Origin of the sequence: Aquimarina algiphila, from assembly GCF_947494415.1 — a bacterium.
GTDB lineage: Bacteria > Bacteroidota > Bacteroidia > Flavobacteriales > Flavobacteriaceae > Aquimarina > Aquimarina algiphila.
Window position 1 is genome coordinate 596,693 of the sequence record NZ_CANLVC010000010.1, and the last position, 23,549, is coordinate 620,241.

The 23,549-nt window shown below is 32.3% G+C and carries 21 protein-coding genes; 13 read left to right on the forward strand and 8 right to left on the reverse strand.

Annotation, left to right across the window (positions count from 1 at the left end; all coding sequences use genetic code 11):
- Positions 1-135 precede the first annotated feature (135 nt).
- Positions 136-3,423, reverse strand: coding sequence for a DUF5107 domain-containing protein (locus tag PQF96_RS26150; protein WP_271769839.1), 3,288 nt, complete (start codon positions 3,421-3,423; stop codon positions 136-138).
- A gap of 247 nt (positions 3,424-3,670) precedes the next feature.
- Positions 3,671-5,155, reverse strand: coding sequence for a hypothetical protein (locus tag PQF96_RS26155; RefSeq protein WP_271769842.1), 1,485 nt, complete (start codon positions 5,153-5,155; stop codon positions 3,671-3,673).
- Positions 5,156-5,333: 178 nt separating this feature from the next.
- Here PQF96_RS26155 and yiaA point away from each other — a divergent pair, with 178 nt between their 5' ends.
- From yiaA to PQF96_RS26195, 8 genes are all read left to right on the forward strand, one after another.
- Complete coding sequence (yiaA, locus tag PQF96_RS26160) at positions 5,334-5,813, forward strand: inner membrane protein YiaA (protein WP_271769844.1); 480 nt, start codon at positions 5,334-5,336, stop codon at positions 5,811-5,813.
- 152 nt (positions 5,814-5,965) lie between these two features.
- Positions 5,966-6,337 carry a hypothetical protein gene (locus tag PQF96_RS26165; protein WP_271769846.1) on the forward strand — a complete coding sequence of 124 codons (372 nt, stop codon included), beginning with the start codon at positions 5,966-5,968 and terminating at the stop codon, positions 6,335-6,337.
- Between the two features lie 26 nt (positions 6,338-6,363).
- Positions 6,364-7,104: a sterol desaturase family protein gene (locus PQF96_RS26170; RefSeq protein WP_109433810.1), complete on the forward strand. Its 741-nt coding sequence runs from the start codon at positions 6,364-6,366 to the stop codon at positions 7,102-7,104.
- A gap of 14 nt (positions 7,105-7,118) precedes the next feature.
- Positions 7,119-8,969, forward strand: coding sequence for a beta-ketoacyl-ACP synthase III (locus tag PQF96_RS26175; RefSeq protein WP_271769849.1), 1,851 nt, complete (start codon positions 7,119-7,121; stop codon positions 8,967-8,969).
- Positions 8,970-8,985: 16 nt separating this feature from the next.
- Positions 8,986-9,885, forward strand: a complete 900-nt coding sequence (locus tag PQF96_RS26180) for a DUF6999 family protein (RefSeq protein ID WP_271769851.1) — start codon at positions 8,986-8,988, stop codon at positions 9,883-9,885.
- Between the two features lie 70 nt (positions 9,886-9,955).
- Positions 9,956-11,236, forward strand: a complete 1,281-nt coding sequence (locus PQF96_RS26185; RefSeq protein WP_271769852.1) for a DUF2157 domain-containing protein — start codon at positions 9,956-9,958, stop codon at positions 11,234-11,236.
- Between the two features lie 10 nt (positions 11,237-11,246).
- The gene (locus PQF96_RS26190; protein ID WP_143918480.1) at positions 11,247-11,795 is read left to right on the forward strand and encodes a GDYXXLXY domain-containing protein; all 549 of its coding nucleotides are present in this window, start codon (positions 11,247-11,249) and stop codon (positions 11,793-11,795) included.
- 82 nt (positions 11,796-11,877) lie between these two features.
- Entirely contained in the window at positions 11,878-12,222 is a 345-nt protein-coding gene (locus PQF96_RS26195; RefSeq protein ID WP_143918479.1) for a DUF6515 family protein, read from the forward strand.
- A gap of 99 nt (positions 12,223-12,321) precedes the next feature.
- On the opposite strand, the gene PQF96_RS26200 is transcribed toward PQF96_RS26195, so the two are convergent.
- Entirely contained in the window at positions 12,322-12,687 is a 366-nt protein-coding gene (locus PQF96_RS26200) for a Dabb family protein (RefSeq protein ID WP_271769889.1), read from the reverse strand.
- 55 nt (positions 12,688-12,742) lie between these two features.
- Positions 12,743-13,351 carry an SPOR domain-containing protein gene (locus PQF96_RS26205; RefSeq protein ID WP_271769853.1) on the reverse strand — a complete coding sequence of 203 codons (609 nt, stop codon included), beginning with the start codon at positions 13,349-13,351 and terminating at the stop codon, positions 12,743-12,745.
- A gap of 195 nt (positions 13,352-13,546) precedes the next feature.
- Here PQF96_RS26205 and PQF96_RS26210 point away from each other — a divergent pair, with 195 nt between their 5' ends.
- Positions 13,547-15,286: an alkaline phosphatase D family protein gene (locus PQF96_RS26210; protein WP_271769856.1), complete on the forward strand. Its 1,740-nt coding sequence runs from the start codon at positions 13,547-13,549 to the stop codon at positions 15,284-15,286.
- Between the two features lie 75 nt (positions 15,287-15,361).
- Here PQF96_RS26210 and lysS read toward each other — a convergent pair whose 3' ends face one another.
- The 4 genes from lysS to PQF96_RS26230 all read right to left on the reverse strand — a co-directional run bounded on the left by lysS (position 15,362) and on the right by PQF96_RS26230 (position 19,783).
- Positions 15,362-17,053 (reverse strand): lysine--tRNA ligase, encoded by a 1,692-nt coding sequence (lysS, locus tag PQF96_RS26215; RefSeq protein ID WP_109433801.1) that lies wholly within the window; start codon positions 17,051-17,053, stop codon positions 15,362-15,364.
- A 70-nt stretch (positions 17,054-17,123) separates the two neighbouring features.
- A complete protein-coding gene (locus PQF96_RS26220; RefSeq protein ID WP_271769857.1) occupies positions 17,124-18,020 on the reverse strand; it encodes a hypothetical protein in 897 nt (298 codons plus the stop codon).
- Positions 18,021-18,114: 94 nt separating this feature from the next.
- Positions 18,115-18,597: a DUF1573 domain-containing protein gene (locus PQF96_RS26225; protein ID WP_109433800.1), complete on the reverse strand. Its 483-nt coding sequence runs from the start codon at positions 18,595-18,597 to the stop codon at positions 18,115-18,117.
- A 112-nt stretch (positions 18,598-18,709) separates the two neighbouring features.
- On the reverse strand, positions 18,710-19,783 hold the full coding sequence (locus tag PQF96_RS26230) for a helix-turn-helix domain-containing protein (protein ID WP_109433799.1): 1,074 nt from the start codon (positions 19,781-19,783) through the stop codon (positions 18,710-18,712).
- A 105-nt stretch (positions 19,784-19,888) separates the two neighbouring features.
- Between PQF96_RS26230 and PQF96_RS26235 the strand changes: the two genes are divergently transcribed.
- From PQF96_RS26235 to lipB, 4 genes are all read left to right on the forward strand, one after another.
- Complete coding sequence (locus PQF96_RS26235; protein ID WP_109433798.1) at positions 19,889-20,044, forward strand: YqaE/Pmp3 family membrane protein; 156 nt, start codon at positions 19,889-19,891, stop codon at positions 20,042-20,044.
- Positions 20,045-20,145: 101 nt separating this feature from the next.
- Positions 20,146-21,720, forward strand: coding sequence for a S41 family peptidase (locus PQF96_RS26240; RefSeq protein ID WP_271769866.1), 1,575 nt, complete (start codon positions 20,146-20,148; stop codon positions 21,718-21,720).
- Between the two features lie 210 nt (positions 21,721-21,930).
- Positions 21,931-22,689, forward strand: a complete 759-nt coding sequence (locus PQF96_RS26245; protein ID WP_271769868.1) for a hypothetical protein — start codon at positions 21,931-21,933, stop codon at positions 22,687-22,689.
- 55 nt (positions 22,690-22,744) lie between these two features.
- Complete coding sequence (gene lipB / locus PQF96_RS26250) at positions 22,745-23,461, forward strand: lipoyl(octanoyl) transferase LipB (RefSeq protein WP_271769870.1); 717 nt, start codon at positions 22,745-22,747, stop codon at positions 23,459-23,461.
- Positions 23,462-23,549 lie beyond the last annotated feature (88 nt).

Below are 23,549 nucleotides of genomic sequence, written 5' to 3' on the forward strand. Positions count from 1 at the left end.
GTGTCAATTTTTTTAATCCGCGGAAGGTAGTAAAATAACCATAACGGGTATGTGAAAGTATGGTTAAAGCTTTATTTTGATGAGGTTAGAGGTTTGAATTAGAAATTATAAGTTTGATTAATGACTTATTTGGTATTATTGATTCATGAGAGTTCTTGCCCATAAATTGTTTTTATATTCTTTTATAGCAAGCTCAAAGAATTGTTGAGCTTTAGTGGTGTTTTTTAGTCCTTTATTCCCTAAAGCTTTAAGATAGTAAGCAGAAGATCGTAATTTGTTATTTCTTGAAGAAGCATCTTCGATTGCAACACCTGTAATGTGCGTTCCTTTTTCTATAAGTTCTTCACCTTTGTCTAACAGGCTATTAAATAATTCGTTTGCTTTATCAATGTTGCCAAGTTTTTCAAAAGATTTAGCCTGAAAATAAAGTAAATCATACATGTACCTCGCATTTTTGGATTCGGTGCTTTTTTGATAATTCACCTTTGCCTTTTCATTCATTGATAACTTATCATACGCTAAGCCCATATAATAATAAATGAGCGCATTTTTTTCATCAGTAGAAGATTTTCCCACTTCTAAGTTTTTGGGGTATACCAAAGCAGTTTCTAAATGAGTAATAGCTTCTTTAAATTTTTGATTATTAGCGAGCTGAATAGCTTTTAGTGTATATGTGTCTACATAGTGATGATAAATGCCTCGACCGCCTTCCCATGTTCTAAAATGATGGTTTTTAAGTAATTGTATGGCCTCATCATAATTCCCATTTAAGTTGTAGAGTTTGATAAGTGTTTTAGAACCAGAAACATCTTTTTTAACGATGTCTAAATGCTTTTGAAGAATATCGAGACATTCTCTAGAATCGATATTAGAGACATCGTAATATTTTGCTAATTCTGTAAACCAAAGAGGAATATCACTCTCTGCCTTGATAGCTTTGGTTATATAAGAAATTGCATTATCAGTACTATGTTGATGATAAAATGCTGCAAATGCTAAGTTACGCCATACCATAGGGATTTTATTTTCTATTTTGCTTGCCTTTTGCCAAGCCAAAATTGCATCATCTGGTCGATTGTCATAGAGTAGATTTCCCAGTAAATAATGAGCAGAAGCATTGAGTGGATCAATTTTAATTGCATTTTTAAGTACAATTTCAGTTTCTTGTCGGTAGGGAAAACAGTATGATAAAGAAGTGTTTTTGGCAAGTTTCAACATGGTATTTGCCTCTGATAGTTTATCAGCTTGAGTATAAAACCATGCCAGATAGTAATAAATTAATGGATTTTGTGGTTTCTTTAATGAGGATAAAAGGGTTATACCATCATCGATTAAGCCAGCATTCATATAATTTGTAGCAACTTCTAAATAGTTGTTATTTACATCTTGCATGTTTTTATGCCATTTTGCCAATGAAGGAGCACCTTGTAATTGACTTTTTTCGTAGTAAGCAGAAAAGTTAAGGGGATCATATGTGATTAATTTATCTATCAATTCGGAAGCTTTTTCAGGAGCATTGAGTTTTCGTAGTAAAGCACTATATAGTACAACTATTCTCCCGTCCATAATATTGGTAGTGTATGCATTATGAATATATTCAAGTGCTTTTTTATAGTTTTTTTTAGTACTCTCCATCAAGGCTAATTGATAATATCCTGCTGAATACCATTGATAGTACCAAGTCGCTTGAGAGAAATTACGATAGGCTTCATCAGTTTTGCCAAGCTCTTTTTGAGCAATAGCCATATAATAGTAAAGTTCACCTTCTTTGGGTTGATAATATTGTATTTGTAGTTTATTAGCTGCTTTTTGTAAATATTGCAAGGCTTCCTGATATCTATACTGATGTAGTCGGCGTATACCCATAGCAATATTTATCCTGTAATTCTCAGGATCTTTTTTTAATCCTTTTACGTAATAATCATCAGGGTTATGACCAGGACGAAAAAATTGTTCAACGAACCTACCTGTTAAATATAAATCTTCAACAGATTCTATGTCTTCTGGTCTTTTAGTTTTTTCTTGTGGCTTGGGTAATTTAGTTTTTTTTGATTTGTATGGTGCGTAAGAAACCAGAATATTCCCATCCTTATCTTTTAATTCTACATATAATTTATGTTCATCTATTTCTTTTTGGGTTGTATAGCTTGTTGTAAAAGGAGTAGCAGGATCTATATCAATATCCTTTTTGATAATAATCTCATCATTATATTTTAAGGTTACTAAAGCTTGTTGAAAAGCTTTGGTGGTATTAAAACCATAAAATACTGTCTTTGGGCCTTTTAATTGAAGGGTTACAGAAGCATCAACTGTTGAGTTTTTTGAAATTTCGATATCTCGTAAAGGATACCAGTAATTTTTGGCGTCTTTTACTGAGTGCGGAGCAATCCAACTATAATCAGGTTGATTGTTAGAGAATGTTCCTGTCATAAGTTCTACATATGCTTTGTTATCATCGGTTAATTTGCGCCTAGCATTTTGACCAGCAAGACCAGGTCCGAATTGCCATAATTTTGAAGTTTTATTCTCATAAGGATCTCCAACATGCACTGTTCCTGCTTTTTGACTATAATCATAACCACCAATAAAACCTTCTGTACCATTCCAGAAAAAGAACGATTCTGGATTGGGATGGTTTTTCCACCAGGTAAGGTCAACACCAGCGGTATAATCTGTGTGATGATATTTTTCGTTAGATATAGGCCATCTTGTAAAACTTGTATTGTTGTGATACACGCCTATTTCCTGACTAGGAGGCCAGAATGTGCGAAAATCTTCATTAGCTGTTATTGCAACATTAGCCCAGAAAAGAAATGTCTTTGTTAATGTATTGGTATTATTTATCCGATAATCGGTTTCTATAAAAGAGCACCCTGGACGAAGAGTAATCCCAACAATGCCCCTAAGACGCATGGTTTTTTCAGTTTCTCCAATCCAAACGGTAACGCTTCCATCTTTATTTTTTACTATTGTATAATCACTGGGCAGCATAGAGGTAGTTCTGTGGTGATGAGGAAAACACCACTCAATACCACCAGAAACCCAGGCGCCAAGAGTACCAATGAGACTTGGCTTTATAACGCTGTTAGTATGAAATAATTCATGCCCGTTCGTTTTGTCTATTGCAGAAAACAACCTTCCTCCAAATTCAGGTAATATCTTTACTTTGATATATTCATTTTCTAAATACACCATGTTGTAATCCATATCTACAAGAGAATCTCCCAAATTTGATTGTGAAGGATAAGGATACATTCGTCCTTCTGCACCTTGTACGCTTCTCCCTGTAAAAAAAATTGGACTACGTTCTTTTTCATGAATTTTATATGTAGGAATAATTTCTGTTCCTTCATACACTTTTACTTGCGAAAATGTACATAGAGATATTAGCCCTGCAAAAATAAAGATGCACTTATTTTTCATGATGCTTTATAATATATTTAATTGTTGGTTTACACTAAATGTGTGATCAATCAAGATACTTTTATTTTGTCAAAAAAGAAGTGCCATATTATCTAGTTTAGAGAGTAATTGTTCTAAAGTGTATAACAAATTACCTAATTGCCTTAGGGATATGAAAAACTATAAAAAATCATGACATCTTTATTAGTTTCTATATAATCAATGTTTGATTAATAGTTAATATTAAAAAAAGATGAAGAGAATATTACTATCTTAATAGATTCAATGTCGTTTCATAAAGATTAGTATGGTTTACCTTTGATTTTATCCAGGCATAAAAACTCATATCAAAAATATCTTCCTGTTCTGGGTTAGTGGATGAAATTAGAGAATTTTGAACTTTATATTTAAACTCTTCATTAGTCAATACCTCTGGAGTATGATAACATAGTGTTGCAAGTTTTAAAAACTCTAGAACTTGATTTTCATTATTTTTTTTAAGATGTGCCCCATGTTTCTTCTTAAAACTATTTACTCGAGATTCTACTACATCTATATGATCAAGTTCTATGTGTAATAGGATTTCGATAAGGTTTTTTTTGATTACCCACGAAATCCCCGCTTTTTCGGTATACCAATGATCACTATGATAAAAATCATTAAGAGTACTCAACGCTTCTTTGAATCGTTGCTGTTGGAAGTAGCATACAATAAGACTCAATTTTAAGTCTAAAAGATATGTGATTTGATCTTTGTGCTTTTCATAATCAAAGGTTTCAAGGATTTGAATTGCGCGTTCTGCTTGATTTAAATAATTAAGATTAAAGGTTTCTAGTAAAGTATACTGGGGGAAAAATCGTCTGAAATATTTTTTTTGATGCTTTTCCATCTGAAGATGCATTAAAGAAAGATACTCCTGAGAAGTTTTAAAGTTTTTATTCCGAAAGTATGAATTGGCTACATAATATAAAATCTGAATATGGTAGAAGGAGTGTTTATCTATTAAATTTTCTTTGGCATCAATCTGATTATAAGTTTCTTCTACAAAAGGAAGTATAGAATAATAATCTCGGGTGATATGAGCAGTTTGATTCGTAATCTCAAGAATCTTAAATAAGGATCTAAAAGTAAGATCTTGTGTTATAGATAGCCCAAATTTGGTTAATGTATTTTTTATAATAGGAACGGCATCTCTTCGGTTTTTTAGAAGTTCATGCTGCACAGTAGCATAGAATAGATTTAAATTTTCTTCTTGTTGAAGTGATTTTTTGTTATTTCTAAACTTAGAGAATAAGTCTTCTATTACTATTCCAGAATTGAGATGAGCATATTGAACCTGTGTATAATATATTTCATTTAAGATACTGAAAAGGTCATAAGTTTTTGCCTTTTGTTCTGCTTTATGAATAGTCTTAAATGCAATTTTGTATTGTTTTTGTTCGAAGAAAATTCTACTTACGGTAAGTAACTTTAGAATTTCCATTTCTTCAGAGGTTTCTCCTTCAAAGCTCTTGGAAGCAATAAAATCAATAAGTGTATCATGTAACCTTTTACTTAATGCATGATAAGCACCTTTAGCTCTTTTTCCATAAATCTGAATATCAAGATCCTGATGAGGTGATGTATTATCTAATAGTTTAAATAACTTAATGTTTTTGGTATCATTTCTCTTATTCTTTTGCCGGAGTAATGAGATAAAACTTCGCTTTTCTTCATTAGATAAAGTACGAATTATAGAAGAAATAGTATTCATTATATAGTAAGTATATTTTTAATAAAAGTACTGTAAATAATGATAAAATTAAATTTTAATATAATATATATCGTAAGTTTTTATTGAAAATTGAATTTTATTCTAGATCGAATCATCGCACATTTGTCCTGTTCGAATAAACAATTGAACATTAAATTAATCATCAAAATCAATAATCATGGAGTATAAATTTAGTAATGAAGTATCTGAGGATACTGTAAATGAAAAAGTTGAAAAGAAAGAAACAAAAGTATATGATCAAAAGCCGACTCCGGCATTTATTTCGGCATCTTGGTCTGCAGTATTTATAGGAATGGTTTCCTACTGCATTGGATTATGGAATGCAACAAGCATGGCGCTTAATGAAAAGGGGTACTATTTTACAATTCTATTATTTGGATTGTTTTCTGCAGTATCAGTGCAAAAAAGTGTTAGGGATAGATTAGAGGGAATTCCTGTAACTGATATGTATTATGGGATCAGTTGGTTTACGACAATAACCTCTATTCTGCTATTGGTTATCGGATTATGGAACGCTGACTTGGAACTTAGTGAAAAAGGATTTTATGGAATGTCTTTTACCTTGAGTTTATTTGCGGCCATTGCAGTGCAAAAGAATACTCGAGATAAGAAATTTATCGAAACCAGCGGGAAGTAATCAAAAAAGAGGAATCAAAAGAAGGAGCCTTAGGGGGGCTTGGGGCTTCTTGTTTTGATGATTAGAAAGGGCAGCCGTGCAGGCACGGTTGCCTTTTTGTAATAATTTTTAAAGATTAAGGTCTATTATAATAATTTTTTAATGCCATAAAGATGAAAAAAGTAGTATTTATAATTAACATATTAGCTTTTGCAATTACTTTAATTGGACATATGTTATCCGGTTTTGGAACAATGAAATATGAGTTGTATGGATTAATATCTCAGTTTTGTTTGGGGGTAATTCAAATTGTAATGGGATTAGGTTTCTTCATAAGATGGGAAAAACATAGTCTTAGAGTCAGAAGAGGATTACTTATATATTGGGGAATCGTTGTAGCATACTTTTTTATAGGCATACAAGGATCTATAGATGATGTAATTCTTTTTGGAGTTATGCCTATGAGTATTGCAGCATATTTTACAGCGATTACATTTTTTAATATTAAAAATAAAATAGCTGATATTCTATCTATTAATTCCTGAGAGAATGAGACAAAAAAGAGTGTGACATGGCTAAAGAATTAATCCATACAATAATTTATGAGTATTCCTATATATGGCTTTACGGACTTACGTTTTTGTATTTCTTTTTTCTTTATTTTGGGATTGCTCCCATATTTGAAAAGGCATGTCTATGGTTAGAAAGTAAAAAAGTTGTCCATAGAATTCTAAAAAAAGAAGCCACAAAAAGACAAAAGAATGTCGAGAAGTTGCATGCTCTGAAATCAATTTTTGTTTTTGGATTTTCTGTACTTCCTGTGGTGTATTGTATAAGAACAAATACGATAGTCTTACTACCTGATACATTTTTGAATATTATATTAGGTGTTGCATTGCTCACGATATGGAATGAGATTCATTTTTTTGTGATTCATCGTATAATGCACATTCCTTTTTTTATGAAACATGTGCATAAAGTGCATCATAAATCTATAATACCAACTGTGTATTCTGTGTATAGCTTTCATTGGTTTGAAGCTTTGTTGCTAAGTACAGTTCCTATTACATTGCTTCCATTCATTCCATTTTCTCCAGTTGCTGTTTTTCTATATCCTTTAGCCAGTATATTATTAAATTATTCTGGGCATTGTAATTACAGATTCGGAACAGGAAAAGGAACTGGTTGGAAATTGTTTGGAACCAGACACAATGCACATCACAGTGAATTCAGGAAAAACTACGGATTTGCATCTAATATCTTAGATCAATTAAATCATAAAATAAGCCGGTTAAGGCAATCAAAAAAATAAAAAGATTTAAACGTATGAAAAATGTATATATAACAAGTTCTGGTGTCTATTTACCAAATAAGCCTATTTCAAATGATGAAATAGAACATTATTTAGGTGAAATTAATGGAGAAAAGAGCGCAGTAAAAGACCGTATATTAAAGCAAAACGGAATTAAACAACGATATTTTGCACTAAATACAAAACAAGAAAGTACACATTCTAATGCTCAACTGGCAGTAAACGCAATAGAACAAGCCATTGCGAAAAGTAGTTTGAGTCAAAAAGAAATAGAGCTTTTGTCAACCGGAACAACACAAGGAGATTTACCTGTTCCTGGATTTGCAAGTATGGTGCATGGAGGATTAAATTCAGCTGCTTGTGAGGTAGCAAGTTTTCAAAGTGTATGTGCAAGTAGCATGATGGCTTTAAAGAATGCTTATGTGCAAATAAAAAGTGAAGAGAAACAAAATGCAGTTTGTGTGGGAAGTGAATTTGCAAGCAGACTTTTTAAAGCTTCCAGATTTGAAGCTCAAAAAATGAAATCAGTTCCTTTTGATACAGAATTTTTAAGATGGATGCTTTCAGACGGAGCTGGCGCATTGGTGTTAGAGAATAAGAAAAGTATAAAAGGAATATCCTTAAAGATCGAATGGATAGATTTAAAATCACATGCACATACCTTTCCTGTATGCATGTATACCGGGAAAAATAGTAACCAAAACGAAGCAGAGAAAACATGGTTGGATTATGCTGACTATGAATCGGCATCAAAAGATGGAGCAATAAATCTTAAACAGGATGTTCGACTACTTAATAAAGTAGTACAAACAGGAGTGAGTCACTATTTTGAACTTATCGATAAAGGGATGATTACTCCCAAAGATATAGATTGGTTATGCTGTCATTATTCATCAGAATATTTTAAAAAACCGATAAAGGATCTTATGGAAAAAGGCGGAGGGGAGATTGCAGAAGAGAAATGGTTTAGTAACCTGGTAAGTAAAGGAAATACCGGGGCAGCATCAATATTTATTATGTTAGAAGAGTTGATGTATTCTGGTAAGTTAAAAGAAGGACAATCTATATTGTGTATGGTACCCGAAAGCGGTCGCTTTATCACCTCATTTATGAAACTTACGGTTGTAGGGCATAATGATGTGACACAGAAAAGTTACCCGATTAGAGAAATAGAAGCGCCAGAGTTAAACCTTAATTCTGATGATGTATCACAATGGTTAGTGAGAAACCTTTCTCAGATTTGGATTGATTTTGAAGCTAATTTATTAAAAGTGCCAATTGTTCAAAAAATACATAATAAAACGTTAAGTATAGACGATTATAAGTTGTTGTTAATGGATTTAAGACAGCAAGTGATAGATGGTTCGCAATGGATATCTAGAGCAGCTTCTAATATTGGTGTCGAATTATTTGATCTTCGTTCTGCTTTTATAAAACATACCGCTGCAGAGCATAAGGATTATCAAATGTTAGAACTAAATTTTGAAAACCTGGGAGAATCTGTTACCAAAATTCATTCTGGAGAAAAAAATATTGGGAGTATAGGACTATCTTCTTTTATGTTTCAGCAAGCCAGTAAACCTAATCCGATAGATCTTTTAGGAGCTATGTTTATCATAGAAGGTATTGGCAAAAGATTGGCAGCGCATTGGGGAACAATGATAAAAGATCAACTTGACCTTAAAGACAATCAAGTTTCTTTTTTTACCTACCACGGTGTGGCAGACGAAAAACATTTTGAAAATTTGGAAAAAGCTTTAAATCATCCTTTGATGCATATTGGCCTAGCTAAAAAAATTGTAAAGACAGCTAAGACAACGGCACTTTTGTATGAAATGCAATTAAACGAATTAGGTAATTATTAATTAATAATACAAACCGATGAAAAAAGATATATTCGAAATCGCAGAACACGATAGCAGAGATCCTAACCCATGGTTAGCACTATATCTGGATAATAGTATCCCCATAAATGATACAACAAAAAGAGCATTGATGTCTGATAATGACTCTAGATCTGCAAGATACTTAAGGCCCTTGCTTGTATTTTGGTCAAAAATCACCATGTTTTTTATCCATGTCTTAAAGTTTTTCTTTCCAAAATTGTTTAACTCATCAAGGTTTTTGCACATTATTTTGGCTTGGGGACTTAAGCGTTTTGTGAGTCCAAGTGCTAATTTGTTGATATTTAGACATTTTCATGTAGGGAGTGAGATTTTAGAGTTTATAGCAGGTAACATTGAAGGTGTGGAAGTGAAAACAAGTCCGTTAAAACCAAAAGATTTTAATGATGTGAAAGATGATCTGTTTCTTAATCATGATTTAAACTTATTCAACTTTGTTATTAATTTAAATAGTGAATTAAAAGATAAGAATGTAACTATTGGTTTTGTAGAAAAGTTGAATACCTCAATGATTTCTGAAGATCAATTTGATCATATTAAGTTTCCGAATAAATGGACAAATATTTTGGATTTAAGATCTGCTATAGAACTTTTTACACCATTTTATCAACTTTTTCTAACGGCAAATGATTTTGTAAGAGCTTCTAATTCTTTACAATTAGATGAAACTATTGCGGTTTATGTTTCTCAAATATTAGGCACCCCAGGACATTTGGGATTAGTGAATAACAAACATCCAATGGTGCCTAGAAGTACATATTCTGCTGCGTATAACTTAGTGTTACATGGCTTGGCAGCAGAGACGTTACATGAAATTCTGGTGAATATTAAAAAGGAAAATGTAAGTGATGGTATTATGATGCCAAAAAAGAAATAGTAATAATATGTCATAGATAAAACGCAATTTAAAACTATAGGTTATTTTCATAACTAAATGATATTATATTATGAGTTCAAAATTTAATAAAGAGCTGCAAATTTTAGTCAGGGATAATGTAATTTCTCCTGAGATTTCAAGTAAGATTGAAAAATATTATGCGAATAAAGCTGAAGGAAAACCAAATTCGTTGTTTATGGTTTTTGGAGTTTTTGGAGCATTATTGGTAGGTTCTGGTATTATTTTAATGCTAGCACACAATTGGGATGATTTCTCCAGATTAACAAAAACCATTCTGGCGTTTGTTCCTCTGGTAATAGGTCAGGTCATGGCAGGTTTTTCTATTCTTAAAAATAAAAGTAACACATGGAAAGAGGCGTCAGGTACATTTCTGTTTTTCTCTGTGGGAGCAAGTATCTCCTTGGTAAGTCAAATTTATAATATCCCAGGAGAATTAGGGTCTTTCCTGTTTACCTGGGTCGTGCTTTGCTTACCCTTAATATATCTTTTACGGTCACATGCAGTGACACTATTAGTGATAGTGACAAGTACGTATTATGCTGTACAAGTTGGAGTATGGGATTTCAGAAGTCATAAAACGCCTTGGTTGTATTTAATCTTCCTTTTGGGGGTAATTCCTCATTATTGGAATGTTTTAAAAAGAAATGTGTCGGGTAATGCTGTAACTATTTTTAATTGGATATTACCGATAAGTGTAGTTGTAGCATTGAGTGCATTTGTAGGTAATGGAGATGTTTTGGGATTTGTGATGTATATTATTATGTTCGGACTGCTGTATAATATTGGAAGACTTTCAGTATTTAAAGAATTAAGAACCCTTAGAAACGGATTTCTAATTATTGGTTCATTAGGATCGGTTATATGTCTTATGATCTTTACATTCCGTTGGATATGGGAAGACGTTCCTGATCAATTTAATTATGATGCACAAGAAGTTTATACAACGATCGTTTTGGCAATAGTAACGTTATCGGTTTTGGGATATGCTACTTTTAAAAAAGGAATACGCTCAATTAATCTTTTTCAGATAGCTTTTATCATCTTTGGGTTGGTATTTTTTTTACTTTCTTCTACAGGGATTATACCTGTCATACTCATGAATCTATTGGTATTTGCTTTAGGAATGTCTGCAATTAGAATTGGAGCAAATAAATTTAATTTCGGAATTCTTAATTACGGACTTCTTATTATCTCTATACTTATCATTTGCAGATTTTTTGATACAGGAATGAGTTTTGTGATTAGAGGAATTTTGTTCGTTTTGGTAGGAGCAGGATTCTTTTTAACGAATTATATCATGTTAAAAAAACAAAAGGTTAAAAAACAGTAAACAAAAACAAATGAAAACAACATATATATTTATAGGGTTTATAGCATTGGCATTAGTGCAGATTTTTGCTCCGCTAAAGATGATTTATGATAACGAAGATATTTTGACTTCTGGCACAGTATACAAGTTCAAGACTCGTCCGATTGATCCTACAGATCCATTTAGAGGGAAATATGTCACACTTCAATTCCAAATAAATTCTTTTGCAACCTCAGATTCTACCTATGTAAAAGGGGATAAAATACGAGTATATATTGAGAATGATGAAGATGGTTTTGCCAAAATTTATCAAATAAGTAAAGAACCTCTAGATATCAAGAATGATTATGTTAAGGCTCAGGTTACCTATGTATATCCAGACCGTGTAACTTTCGAATTACCTTTTAATAGATTTTATATGGAGGAGACCAAAGCTTATGATGCAGAAAAAGCATATGCCAAGGCGAATAGGGATGGTGTAATCGATAATGTGTATGCCTTAGTATATATTAAAAATGGTCAATCGGTTCTTGATAATTTGATTATTGATAATATGCCAATACAGGAATATGTAGAATAATTTTATACTTTTTTTGGATTTTTAATTAAACCTTTTTTTAATAATAAAGTCTTAAGTAGTAAGAAACCAAAATACTATGAATATGAAAAGGATATTAAAAATTATTGTACCTGTTTTATTATTTGGATTTTTAATGACATCATGTGCTACTACCGCAGCAACTCGTCCAACACGTGGAGTTGTAGTTACGAAGGTGCACAATCCAAAAATTATAATGCATAAAAATGTACGTTATTATAGAAGTAATGGTGTGTGGTATGTTAAAAAGAACAGATCATATAGAAGGGTTACAGCTCCCGTTGGAGTTAGAGTAACTACGTTACCAAGAGGGTATAGAGTAGTAAGAGTAAGAGGAGTACAGTATTATAAGTGTGGTGGAGTATACTATAAGAGATCTGGTAAAAGGTATATTGTTGTTAACGTTTAGTTGAATTGAGTTGGTTAGTTAATTGATTGATAAATCTCAGGGTTCAATGGAGTCCTGAGATTTTTGTTTTGAGATACAGGTTAAAAGTATAGTGAAGTTTTATTCTGAAGGTTGAGAATCGTAAACAATTACTTTCTTCCATAGATTTGAAGATTCCTTGATAAATAATAAATGAGCTTCTTCTTTTTGATATTGCTCTTGTGCCTCTGCCGAAGAGAATGTCACAAGTAAAGAATATGTAAAAGAACCATCTACAACATCTCTGGATGCACTTGGAGGAGTGCCAATAAAATTGGTTTTGGCATATTTAGAAGTATTCAGGAATTTTTTTAATGACGTTTCAAAAGCCATTCGATCCTCTTTACTGCCAGGATTATTTAACCAGAAATAGACAGTATGCACAAAATTCTTATCAAAATCATTTTTATCTTGACAAGTAGAGGTAATTGTCATTAATGTAATCATGAAAAATAGACTTCGTATCATTATTTCTTTTTGAAAAGGATGCCAAAACTACAGTTTACCAAGCCTCCTCTATCTTTATACGCTCTCCGTTTCGATAGGAAGCTATAAAAGCATTTCTAAATCCTAATCCAACCAATTCTCTTCTAAATTTTTTAGCCTCATTAAGGGTTTCAAAGTTCCCTAAAGCGTATTTGTTAAACCCTCCGCTCTTGATTTCTCTAAAATTCACAAAATTATCAGAATACAAAGAAAGATCTTTACTCTCAAAAGCACCAATCTGGACAGCATAGATTAATTCACCGGATATAGAACCCTGACTAGCATTTTCACCATCAGAACCATTCAATTCCTGGTTCATAGAAAGATTTTGAATCGTTTCTTGTAACTCAGCAATTTTGGTCTCCTGAAGAGTAATTTTTGATTTATGCTCTTTTTGAGATACCATATTTGCAGGAGTATTAAACTTCATAAAATATACGGTTCCAGCAACGCCGAGTAATGCAATAATACCAAGTATGATTGTTGCAATTTTAAATTTTTGAGATTTTTCCTGCTCGTCTTTTACAGCTTTATTACGCGTATAGTCAGCAGAGCGTTTAGCTTCTTCAGCATTTTCTATCTGATCTTTATACTGTTGTAGTTCTTCGTCGGTTATAAAAGGCATCTGATTCGTATTTAGAGACTCAAATATAGTGGATTCTTATAAAACTTTAAGATTTTATAAATCTTAGATAACCTTTTATTCCTATTTCAAGAAAACCATAAGTACTTAAACATAATAAAAGTAAGGTTTATTTAATCCAAGGATAACGTTTACATATGAAAGCAAAAATATCTTTGAAAAGCAAAAAAGGTAAAAATGAATAGAAGAAAATTTTTTGAAAAATCACTTTTGGCAACTGGAGGTTTGATGCTGGCATCAATATATATTAGTTGCAATGATGATGATGATCAACCCAATATTGAAATACCAGATTTAACTACAGATAATTTCTTTGAAGGAGTGGCGAGTTTTGATCCCAAAAGTACTAGTATTATTATTTGGTCTAGATTTACGCCTAAAGCTTCTCAATCAACAGAGATTAAGATTAATTGGCAAGTCGCTACTAATGCAAATTTTGAAAACGTAATAAGAAGTGGTGAATTTTCGACTTCTGCAGATCGGGATTATACGATTGCTATTGACGTACAGGAGTTAACATCAAACAGTAAGTTTTATTATAGATTCTTTGATTTGTCCACAGAAACAGTATCAGTTACAGGAGAAACGATAACATTACCAGCAAAAGGAGATGCTGTTTCAGATGTTAAACTGGCAGTATGTTCATGCGCGAATTATGCAGCAGGACTTTTTAATGTTTACGAAGCCATGGCAAATTCTGATGTTGATGTGATTGTACACCTTGGAGATTATATTTATGAATATGGAGAAGGAGAATACGGAACAAATGAAAATACAGTAGCATTAGATAGAGTACATAGTCCGAAAAATGAAATTATAACCTTAGAGGATTATAGAAATCGATACAAGCAATATAGGGGAGATAAGCAATTACAGTTAGCACATCAGAAGAAACCTTTTATTTGTGTATGGGATGATCATGAAATCACAAATGATGCATATAAAGATGGAGCAGAAAATCACCAGGATAATGAAGGGGTATATGAAACAAGAAAACAGACTGCAATAAAGGTTTATAGTGAATATTTACCTATAATATCTACAGACCCGGCAAGAATATATAGGTCTTTTGATTTTGGATCTATAGTGAGTCTTCATATGTTGGATACAAGGATTATAGGAAGAGATAAACAATTATCATATAATGACTTTTTTGATGCTACTACAGGACAATTAGATGGTTTGGCTTTTCAAGCTGCATTACAAGATCCAACCAGAAGTTTATTAGGATCTGATCAGTTAACCTGGTTATCGGGAGTGATATCTGGTAGTAGTGCTACCTGGCAAGTATTGGGTCAACAAGTGTTAATGGGCAAAATGTTTATGCCTGCAGAATTACTAATTCTATTAGGTAGGATTATTGGAGAAGTAAGCGCTACAGGAACTGTATCTAGTGCAACATCAGTAGCGTTTCAGACAGCATTAACAGAACTAACAACAATTAAGGGAAGGGTATTAGCTGGAGATACTACGGTTACGACAGCAGAAATGGCTAGAGTAAATACTGTTGTTCCGTATAACCTTGATGCGTGGGATGGATACTCTGTAGAAAGAGAGCAGCTTTTTGCTGCACTTGGAGGAAAGAAAACGGTATGTCTGGCGGGAGATACACATAATGCCTGGTACAGTGTTTTAAAAGATATAAATGGAGATGAGGTTGGTGTTGAGTTTGCAACATCCTCTGTAACTTCTCCTGGATTAGAACAATATATAGGATTGGATACAGCAGCAGTGGCTGGTTTTGAACAGTCTTTGGAAGTGTTAATTAATGATCTACAATATACAGATGTATCTAGTAGAGGGTATCTAAAAGTGACATTTACAGCAGGAGAGGCTAATGCACAATGGAATATTATTAGCACAATTGCTCAAGAAGGATATAACGAAACTGTAGGGAATACAGCTTCGTATATTTAGAATTTGTTTTTAATAGGGGGAAAAACGCAACCGGTAAGGTTGCGTTTTTTTATCACTTTAATTAGTTGTTTTTGTTTATTCTGTCACTTCTATAATTAGGCTGTCATCAGTTTTTGTGACTTTTGTTAAGCCTAATTTAGAAAGTCCTTTTAAGCCTTTGTCCCAGCCTTTATTACTTAAACCTGCAGCGTTTTTAAGGTCTGTTAAGGCCATGCGTTGTTCTTTTTTAAGAATATCAAAGATTGCCTTTTCATTATCATTAAGTTCTACCTGCTTTTTCTCTGGACGCATCTGCGGGAAGAATAGTACTTCCTGAATAGATTGATTATTAGTCATAAACATAGCCAATCGATCAATACCTATACCTATACCAGAGGTAGGAGGCATACCATATTCTAAGGCACGTAAGAAATCCTGATCTATAAACATAGCTTCATCATCTCCTTTTTCTGAGAGTTGAAGTTGATCTTCAAAACGCTCACGTTGATCAATAGGATCATTAAGCTCTGTATATGCATTTGCCAATTCCTTACCATTAACCATTAATTCGAAACGCTCAGTAAGTCCTTCTTTAGATCTATGCTTTTTGGTTAGAGGACTCATCTCAACAGGATAGTCAATAATAAATGTAGGTTGGATATAATTTCCTTCACATTTTTCACCAAAAATTTCGTCTATCATTTTTCCAATCCCCATAGTTTCATCAACCTCAAGGCCTAAAGCTTTTGCTGCTTCGCGAATTTCGGTTTCGCTTTTTTGATAAAGATCATATCCAGTATGCTCTTTTATGGCATCCAAAATACCAATACGCTTATAAGGAGCTTTATAATTAATTACATTTTCTCCAAACTGTACTTCAGTAGTTCCGTGCAGTTTGATGGCTACTTTTTCCAGTAATTTTTCTGTGGTATCCATCATCCAATGGTAGTCTTTGTAAGCTGCATACATTTCCATAACCGTAAATTCTGGATTGTGTGTACGATCCATACCTTCATTACGAAAATCTTTTGCAAACTCATATACTCCATCAAATCCTCCTACAATAAGACGTTTTAAGTATAGTTCATTAGCGATACGCAAGTAAAGCGGTATATCCAATGCATTGTGATGCGTCATAAAGGGCCGAGCAGCTGCTCCTCCAGGGATAGGCTGAAGAATAGGGGTTTCAACTTCCAAAAACCCCATTTCATTATAAAAATCCCGAATGGTATTTACAATCTGTGTACGCTTTACAAAAGTATCTCTAACCTTAGGGTTAACAACCAAATCAGCATAACGTTGACGATATCGTAACTCAGGATCATTAAATTCATCGAAAATATTTCCGTCTTTATCAGTTTTAGGCAGAGGAAGAGGTTTTAAAGATTTACTTAATAACGTAAAATCTTTAACCAATACAGTTTTCTCTCCTACCTGAGTAGTAAAAAGTTCTCCTTCGATACCGATAAAATCACCTATATCTAATAACTTTTTATAGACTTCATTGTATTTGGTTTTATCATCACCTGTGCAAATCTCATCTCTGTTAAAATAGACCTGAATTCGCCCATCTGTATCTTGTAATTCTGCAAAAGAAGCTTTTCCCTGAATCCTTCTGGACATTAATCTACCTGCAATAATTACCTTTTTACCCTCTTCGAACTTGTTCTTTATCTGTTTAGAGGTATGGTCTACCGGGTATAATGGCGCCGGATAAGGATCAATACCTAGATTACGCAATGCGTTTAATTTCTCTCTTCTTACAAGTTCTTGTTCTGATAATTGCATGGATTCTTCATTTTAAAGGCACAAAAGTAGCCTATTTGAAGAATTTAAAGAAAAGTCTGCTTAAAAACTTTTACCCCTGATTCACAGTCGTTCTTAATTCTTTAATTTTGTTTTGTATTTCTTCGTTATTATCAAACTCTAATGATTTTTCATAATACTTGATTGCACTGGCTTTATTCTTCATTTGAACATGCTTATTTGCAAGACTAACATAAACATAACTCTCTTTTGGAAACAATATGGTATTAAAGCTTAATATTGTTATGGCCTCATTTTTTTTATTAGCAAAGAATAAAACATTGGCATAGGTGTTTAATTCATATAGATTCTCGACGTTGTCTTTAAATTGTTTTGCTATCTTTTTTCCATTTTTGGATATGTATAAAGCTCCCTTTTTTTCAAGAATATCATTTAATAATAGGACAGATTTGTATTTTGAAATGTAGTTGCCTGATACTATGGCTAGCATATCTTCTTCCAAAGTGTCAATGGGAGATTCTACAATTCGGTTAATTTCTTTACCATCTTTATAAAAAATAAAGGTAGGTACTCTATGTATATTAAGACCTTCGTGTTCTCCGCCAGGACTCTGTTTGTAGGCTTCTCGACTTCGGTCAACAGCAATAGTAGTAAGACGATCAAGAGGGAAATTGCTGTTTTCTAATATTTTATAAAAACGAGGTACCTCACGCTTACTATCTCCGCACCAGGTACCCATAAAAAGTTTGATGGTATACTGTTGAAGCTCTGTTTTTAATGAATCTATGCTATTCTGATTAGGTGTGTATGCAGTATAGTTTTTTGAAAACCAGTGGTTATATGGATTTTGATTAAGCCCATGATTGCTGATTTTACCAAGGAGCATTGGGGAATTTTCTTCTATGTTAACTTCACGATTAAAAGATTGTGCTGTGAGTGTTTTTGCGGATAAGATTAAGAATATAATAAAATATACTAATGCTTTCATTTATAGTAAGTTTAAGTGGTTGTAAACTATGGTTGTTAATCTAAAGAAACCCTTTCCATTCAGAAGGGTTTCTTTGTATAAGATTCTAAATCCTTTATTTGCTTAAAGGAATACCACTGGCAACTGATTTTTTCTTAGGAGTAACCATGGCTTTAATTTTTAGAGTTTCTTTACCAGTTGTGGTATTAGCAGTTATGGTAACTTTCTTATTCTGTAGATTAGGCTTACCATTAGAATTGAAGGTTACCAGCATATCTCCTGTTGCTCCCGGAGCAATAGGTTCTTTTGACCATTTAGAAACAGTACATCCACAGCTACCTTTTGCACTTATGATTACCAAAGGAGCATTACCGGTATTAGTAAAAGTAAATTTATGTTCTACAATATCACCTTCATCAATAATTCCAAAATCATGATTGGTTTTATCAAAAGTCATTACCGGTAACAGTTTGGCTTTTGCATCTCTAACATTAGCCACAGCCACATTTTCAGGTTTTACTTTACTAGAGGCATTATTGGTACAGGATGTAAGTACACTAATAGAAATTACAGATAAAATTAAAAGGACTCTTTTCATTATTCTTGTTTTTAATTCATAAATAGATATGTGATCAAAATTCAAGATAAGGGAGAGTAAAATCAATAAAACTGGGTTTGAAATAGGGACTAGATCCCGGGTGGAATTTTACTTATTTGTTGATATACAGTGATTTAACTTCTTCTCTGGAGCGAACATCTAGTTTTTTGTATAAATTATTGATATGGGTTTTTATTGTACTTATGCTTACAAACATAGAGGCGGCAATTTCCTTATTGGTCTTATCTTCAAGAATGAAATCTAATACTTTTTGCTCCTGCTGTGTAAGATTTTTTCCAAAGCTTGGATATACATTATTTTTCCTTCGAGATTTTACAAATTGAAAAATATTAAGTGTTACCGAAGAAATTAATAGAATCAATACTAACCATAGCCAATAGTTTTTAGGAGCAGTTTTTCCAGAACTAATTAAGAACTTATCCGAAGCTAATTCTGCTTTATATTGAGTTGTATATGTATTATTGGAGTATTTTTCCTCAAGTCGCTCTAACAATTGATCATAGTACAAATTATGCTTTAGGTCATCAAGATAGTAAGCGTGTAAATTATTTGCCTTATCAGATAGAAAAGCATATATATAAAGTTCTGTAAGTGGTTCGCCTTGATCTCGTGCATAACGTTGTAAAGTAGAGAACCATTTTTTTGTATTTATTTTTCGATTAGTTTCACTCCTATAGGAAGCAAAGGCAAAACGCATTTCACCAATAATCGAATCTACTTTTATAAAAGCATTGCTCTTTTGATTATTCGAAATAATTTTACAAAACATTTCTTTGTCAAAAGAAAAAGGTAGTGTGAGCGTATCATTATTGTTAGCAATGAATAGGATTTCTTTACTATCTGAACAAAATCCATTAAAATGCACTGCTTTTTTTTCATGCTCAGAGCAATTTTCCATGTGTATTCTATACATACGGTTTTCTGATGGGAGATTGTCACCAGAAAAACTAAAATACCCCAAAGAGTCACTAGTTACTTTTTGAATAATTTGCTCAGGGTATATTCCTGATAATTGTCGGTAATCTTCGATTAATGATAGATAGATATCTCCAGACCAATTTTGCTTATCAACATATCCAGAAAATTCGTATTGTGCGAATAGCATTTTGGGACTCGCGAATAGAATAAAGTAGAGAATAAGGTATTGAAATTTCATGTTAATCATAAAACTAGTTGAAAATATAGAGATTAATTTTACAATAATATTGTAACATAATAAAATTCTTGAATACATATAATTATAACATTTAATTTATTTAGACTACTAATTATGAGTATTTGGAGAGTTTTGTTGGCTATTTTTTTTCCTCCTTTAGCAATATTGGATAAAGGTTGCGGGTCAGTTTTAATAGTTTTATTATTAACCATTTGCGGTTGGGTTCCTGGTGTAATTGCCGCATTGGTAATACTTAATAATCCAAAATAATCCATAAATCTTTCATAGCTTTGGATGACCAGTGGCAGTTAAGTTAATTGACTTAAAATGTGGCACACATTTCGCTGAATAAAATAAAAAACCAAAGATTTATGATAAAAAAAGTACTTATATGTTTGCTAATTGTGCTATTGGCAAGTTGTTCTTCAGTAAAAAAATACAATCAACAGATTAGTACATTACATAGCCCAGAACAAGTACGTAGCGATATTGATTTTGCATATCATAAGTTGCAAAGGTTACATCCTGATTTATATTGGTATATTAGTAAAGATTCATTAGATCAAAAAATAAATGAATTAAAAGCTAGTGTACAACAACCTATATCCAGTTTAGAGTTTTATAAGCAATTTGCACCGGTAGTGGCTAGTATTAGGCAAGGGCATACGGCTATTTATTCTCCAAGAACTAAGCAAACCAGAAAAGAAAAAAAAGTTAGAGGAAAAAGAAGTTCTCCTTTTAGATCTTTAGCATTTCGTGGGATTGATAATAAGCTATTTGTAAATAAGATTTATGGTAAAGACAGCACTGTTGTGGTAGGTTCTGAGCTATTGAGTGTGGATAATGAAAAAATAAGTGATTTATTAGATTCTTTTCAGAAGTTACATACAGGAGATGGGTATAATACTACTTTTATTCCTCAATATACGAGTAGAGGGTTTGGCTTTCTTTATACCCGAACACATCAACAAAAAGACAGTGTGTTAATGAGATTAAAAACTAATGATAGTATTTATTCACGTTATTTGTATGCCAATTATAGTAAAGAGAAAAAGGTTTTAAACAAGGATACAGTGGTAGTCCCAGCTGTAAAAATTAGTAAATCAGAAAAAAAAATAATTAAAAAAGAGAATAAGAGATTACGGAAGCATTATAATAAATATGGTTTTGATAAGTATAAAAAAGAATACAATAGAAATTTTAGGTTTATAGCTTCTGATACTGCTTCTAGCATTGCGTATATGAAAATCAGACGCTTTACCAAAGGCAATTATAAAGATTTTTACAAGGAAAGTTTTTCAAAAATTGATTCAGCAAATTGTAAGAACTTAGTTATTGACTTAAGAGGGAATTTAGGCGGAAGGCTTGCAGAGATAGATGAACTTTATTCGTATTTGACCAATAAAAAATATGTGTTTATCGAAAAAGCAAAAATGACACAACGTATGAGCTTTCTATATCCATTATTTCATAGTAAATCATGGTTGCAAAAAACAGGGACAACGTTGTTGTTACCTGTGCTGTCTGTGTATCAAATGTTTAAAGTTAAAAAAGAAAATGGAGATCCATATTTTAATTTTAAATATAGTAGACTTAGAGAACCAAAACCTAATTCTTTTGATGGTAAAATTTATGTTTTAATTGATGGAGAAAGTTTTTCAGCAAGTAGTATATTATCGACTCATTTAAAAGCTACAAAACGTGCTACTTTTGTAGGAAAAGAAACCGGTGGAGCCTACAACGGTACTATTGCAGGTTTTTTTGCGATAATTGAACTTCCAAATTCAAAAATAAATATGAGAGTAGGGCTGATGAAAATAAATGCTCCTCATACTATCCAACCCGATGGTTTTGGAATTAAGCCTGATGTTTACATTGAAAAAATCTCAAAGGAAAAAGATAATAAAATGGATTGGGTAATTAGAGATATACAAGAATCTAACTAGTGTTTTTTTAAGTTTTTGTATCGTGTTACCTAAGAATAAAATAAGGTTCGTTGTTCACTTTTTTTAATCGTTGTATATTAGTTGAGCTTTTGTAAGTATAAACAAACTACTCATAAACAAAGAAAATGGCTAAGGGTTTTAAGAAATCTCTTGACAAGGATGATCATAATTTTGATACGATTTAGAAACCTGAATAAATATGAATATAATATGAAAAGATTTTATTACGGTATTTTAACTATGGTTTCTGCCTTACTTTTGGTAGGATGTCATTTTTCTGAGAATTTAGATTTAAATGAAGACGGAACCGGAAAAATTTCGATAAATTTTGATGGTTCAGAATTGATGAAAATGGGAGGAGATAAAGTTTCTGAAGGAAAAAAGGAGGAAATAGATTCGATATTAGTTTTTAAAGACTTTTTAGAAAAACATAAAGATAGTATTTCTAAATTACCAACAGATCAACAAGAAAAACTACACAGATTAAAAGACTTTGAAATGCATATGGTGGTGAACTCTGAGTTAGGGAAGATGAATATGGATATGTATAAAGATTTTGGGGATGTTTCAGAATTAGGAGATGTACTCAGGGATCTTAAAATTGCAATGACAATGAGTGGTAAAGAGTTGGGGAAAAATAATGCTCAGACTCCTGCAGGAATGACAATATCAGAAGATGATGGTACTAGAGTAAAATATAGCTTCAAGAATAATAAGTTTAGTAGAATTACTGAGATTATTGATGCCGAGAAGGTGAAAAAAAATGTTGATAGTTTAGAACAAATGAGAATGTTTTTGGCAAGTTCTAAATATAAATTGAAATATAGTTTTCCGAGAAAAATAATAAAAATGTCATCAGACAAAGCTACTTTTAGTCTAGATGCAAAGAGCTTTACTCTCGAAGTTGGATTCATTGAATTTATGGAAAATCCTAAAATACTAGACGTAGAAGTAGAGTTAGAAAAGTAGTCGATTCTCTTTTCACTCTTTTTTATCGTCGTATCTTTGCTTTTCTTTTATAACTATGAATAAAAAAGTTAAAATACAGGATATCGGAAGCAGAGATTTTAAAGCAACCTGGGAATATCAGGAAAATCTTTTTAAAGGAATTTTAGATATCAAAGTAAAAAACCGAAGAGAAGATGCTGGATTAGATACGCCGAATTACTTCATTTTTGTAGAGCATCCGCATGTATACACTTTAGGTAAAAGCGGAGATATAAGTAACCTACTCTTATCAGAACAGCAGCTTAAAGAAAAAGGAGCTACATTTTATAAAATTAATCGAGGAGGGGATATAACATATCATGGGCCTGGTCAAATCGTAGGATACCCTATTCTTGATCTTGATAATTTCTTTACTGATATTCATAAATACCTTCGTTTTCTTGAAGAAATGGTCATCCTTACGCTAAAAGAATATGACGTTAATGCAACTCGCAGTGAAGGGGAAACAGGAGTGTGGTTAGATGTAGGAACGCCATTTGCACGTAAGATTTGCGCAATGGGAGTTCGAGCTAGTCGTTGGGTTACCATGCATGGTTTTGCGCTTAATGTGAATGCTGATCTTGGATATTTTGATAATATTATTCCGTGTGGGATAAAAGGTAAAGCAGTTACATCCCTTAATGTTGAACTTGGACAGGAAAAAGTAAACGAAGAAGAAGTAAAAGAAAAACTACTAAAACATTTTGCCATTTTGTTTGAAGCGCAATTCATATCACAAAATACAGAAGTCTAGGGAGTGTCGCATAACATAGTTTCTGTGAAGCTAAAAAAAGCGATGCATTTTTCAATACATCGCTTAATTCGTTTTTTTACTAAACCTA

What these genes read in the sequence shown, in the direction of transcription:
- PQF96_RS26150 (WP_271769839.1), bottom strand. Translation starts at nt 3,423, where the DNA reads ATGAAAAATAAGTGCATCTTTATTTTTGCAGGGCTAATATCTCTATGT.
- PQF96_RS26155 (WP_271769842.1), bottom strand. Translation starts at nt 5,155, where the DNA reads ATGAATACTATTTCTTCTATAATTCGTACTTTATCTAATGAAGAAAAG.
- yiaA (WP_271769844.1), top strand. Translation starts at nt 5,334, where the DNA reads ATGGAGTATAAATTTAGTAATGAAGTATCTGAGGATACTGTAAATGAA.
- PQF96_RS26165 (WP_271769846.1), top strand. Translation starts at nt 5,966, where the DNA reads ATGAAAAAAGTAGTATTTATAATTAACATATTAGCTTTTGCAATTACT.
- PQF96_RS26170 (WP_109433810.1), top strand. Translation starts at nt 6,364, where the DNA reads ATGGCTAAAGAATTAATCCATACAATAATTTATGAGTATTCCTATATA.
- PQF96_RS26175 (WP_271769849.1), top strand. Translation starts at nt 7,119, where the DNA reads ATGAAAAATGTATATATAACAAGTTCTGGTGTCTATTTACCAAATAAG.
- PQF96_RS26180 (WP_271769851.1), top strand. Translation starts at nt 8,986, where the DNA reads ATGAAAAAAGATATATTCGAAATCGCAGAACACGATAGCAGAGATCCT.
- PQF96_RS26185 (WP_271769852.1), top strand. Translation starts at nt 9,956, where the DNA reads ATGAGTTCAAAATTTAATAAAGAGCTGCAAATTTTAGTCAGGGATAAT.
- PQF96_RS26190 (WP_143918480.1), top strand. Translation starts at nt 11,247, where the DNA reads ATGAAAACAACATATATATTTATAGGGTTTATAGCATTGGCATTAGTG.
- PQF96_RS26195 (WP_143918479.1), top strand. Translation starts at nt 11,878, where the DNA reads ATGAAAAGGATATTAAAAATTATTGTACCTGTTTTATTATTTGGATTT.
- PQF96_RS26200 (WP_271769889.1), bottom strand. Translation starts at nt 12,687, where the DNA reads ATGATTACATTAATGACAATTACCTCTACTTGTCAAGATAAAAATGAT.
- PQF96_RS26205 (WP_271769853.1), bottom strand. Translation starts at nt 13,351, where the DNA reads ATGCCTTTTATAACCGACGAAGAACTACAACAGTATAAAGATCAGATA.
- PQF96_RS26210 (WP_271769856.1), top strand. Translation starts at nt 13,547, where the DNA reads ATGAATAGAAGAAAATTTTTTGAAAAATCACTTTTGGCAACTGGAGGT.
- lysS (WP_109433801.1), bottom strand. Translation starts at nt 17,053, where the DNA reads ATGCAATTATCAGAACAAGAACTTGTAAGAAGAGAGAAATTAAACGCA.
- PQF96_RS26220 (WP_271769857.1), bottom strand. Translation starts at nt 18,020, where the DNA reads ATGAAAGCATTAGTATATTTTATTATATTCTTAATCTTATCCGCAAAA.
- PQF96_RS26225 (WP_109433800.1), bottom strand. Translation starts at nt 18,597, where the DNA reads ATGAAAAGAGTCCTTTTAATTTTATCTGTAATTTCTATTAGTGTACTT.
- PQF96_RS26230 (WP_109433799.1), bottom strand. Translation starts at nt 19,783, where the DNA reads ATGATTAACATGAAATTTCAATACCTTATTCTCTACTTTATTCTATTC.
- PQF96_RS26235 (WP_109433798.1), top strand. Translation starts at nt 19,889, where the DNA reads ATGAGTATTTGGAGAGTTTTGTTGGCTATTTTTTTTCCTCCTTTAGCA.
- PQF96_RS26240 (WP_271769866.1), top strand. Translation starts at nt 20,146, where the DNA reads ATGATAAAAAAAGTACTTATATGTTTGCTAATTGTGCTATTGGCAAGT.
- PQF96_RS26245 (WP_271769868.1), top strand. Translation starts at nt 21,931, where the DNA reads ATGAAAAGATTTTATTACGGTATTTTAACTATGGTTTCTGCCTTACTT.
- lipB (WP_271769870.1), top strand. Translation starts at nt 22,745, where the DNA reads ATGAATAAAAAAGTTAAAATACAGGATATCGGAAGCAGAGATTTTAAA.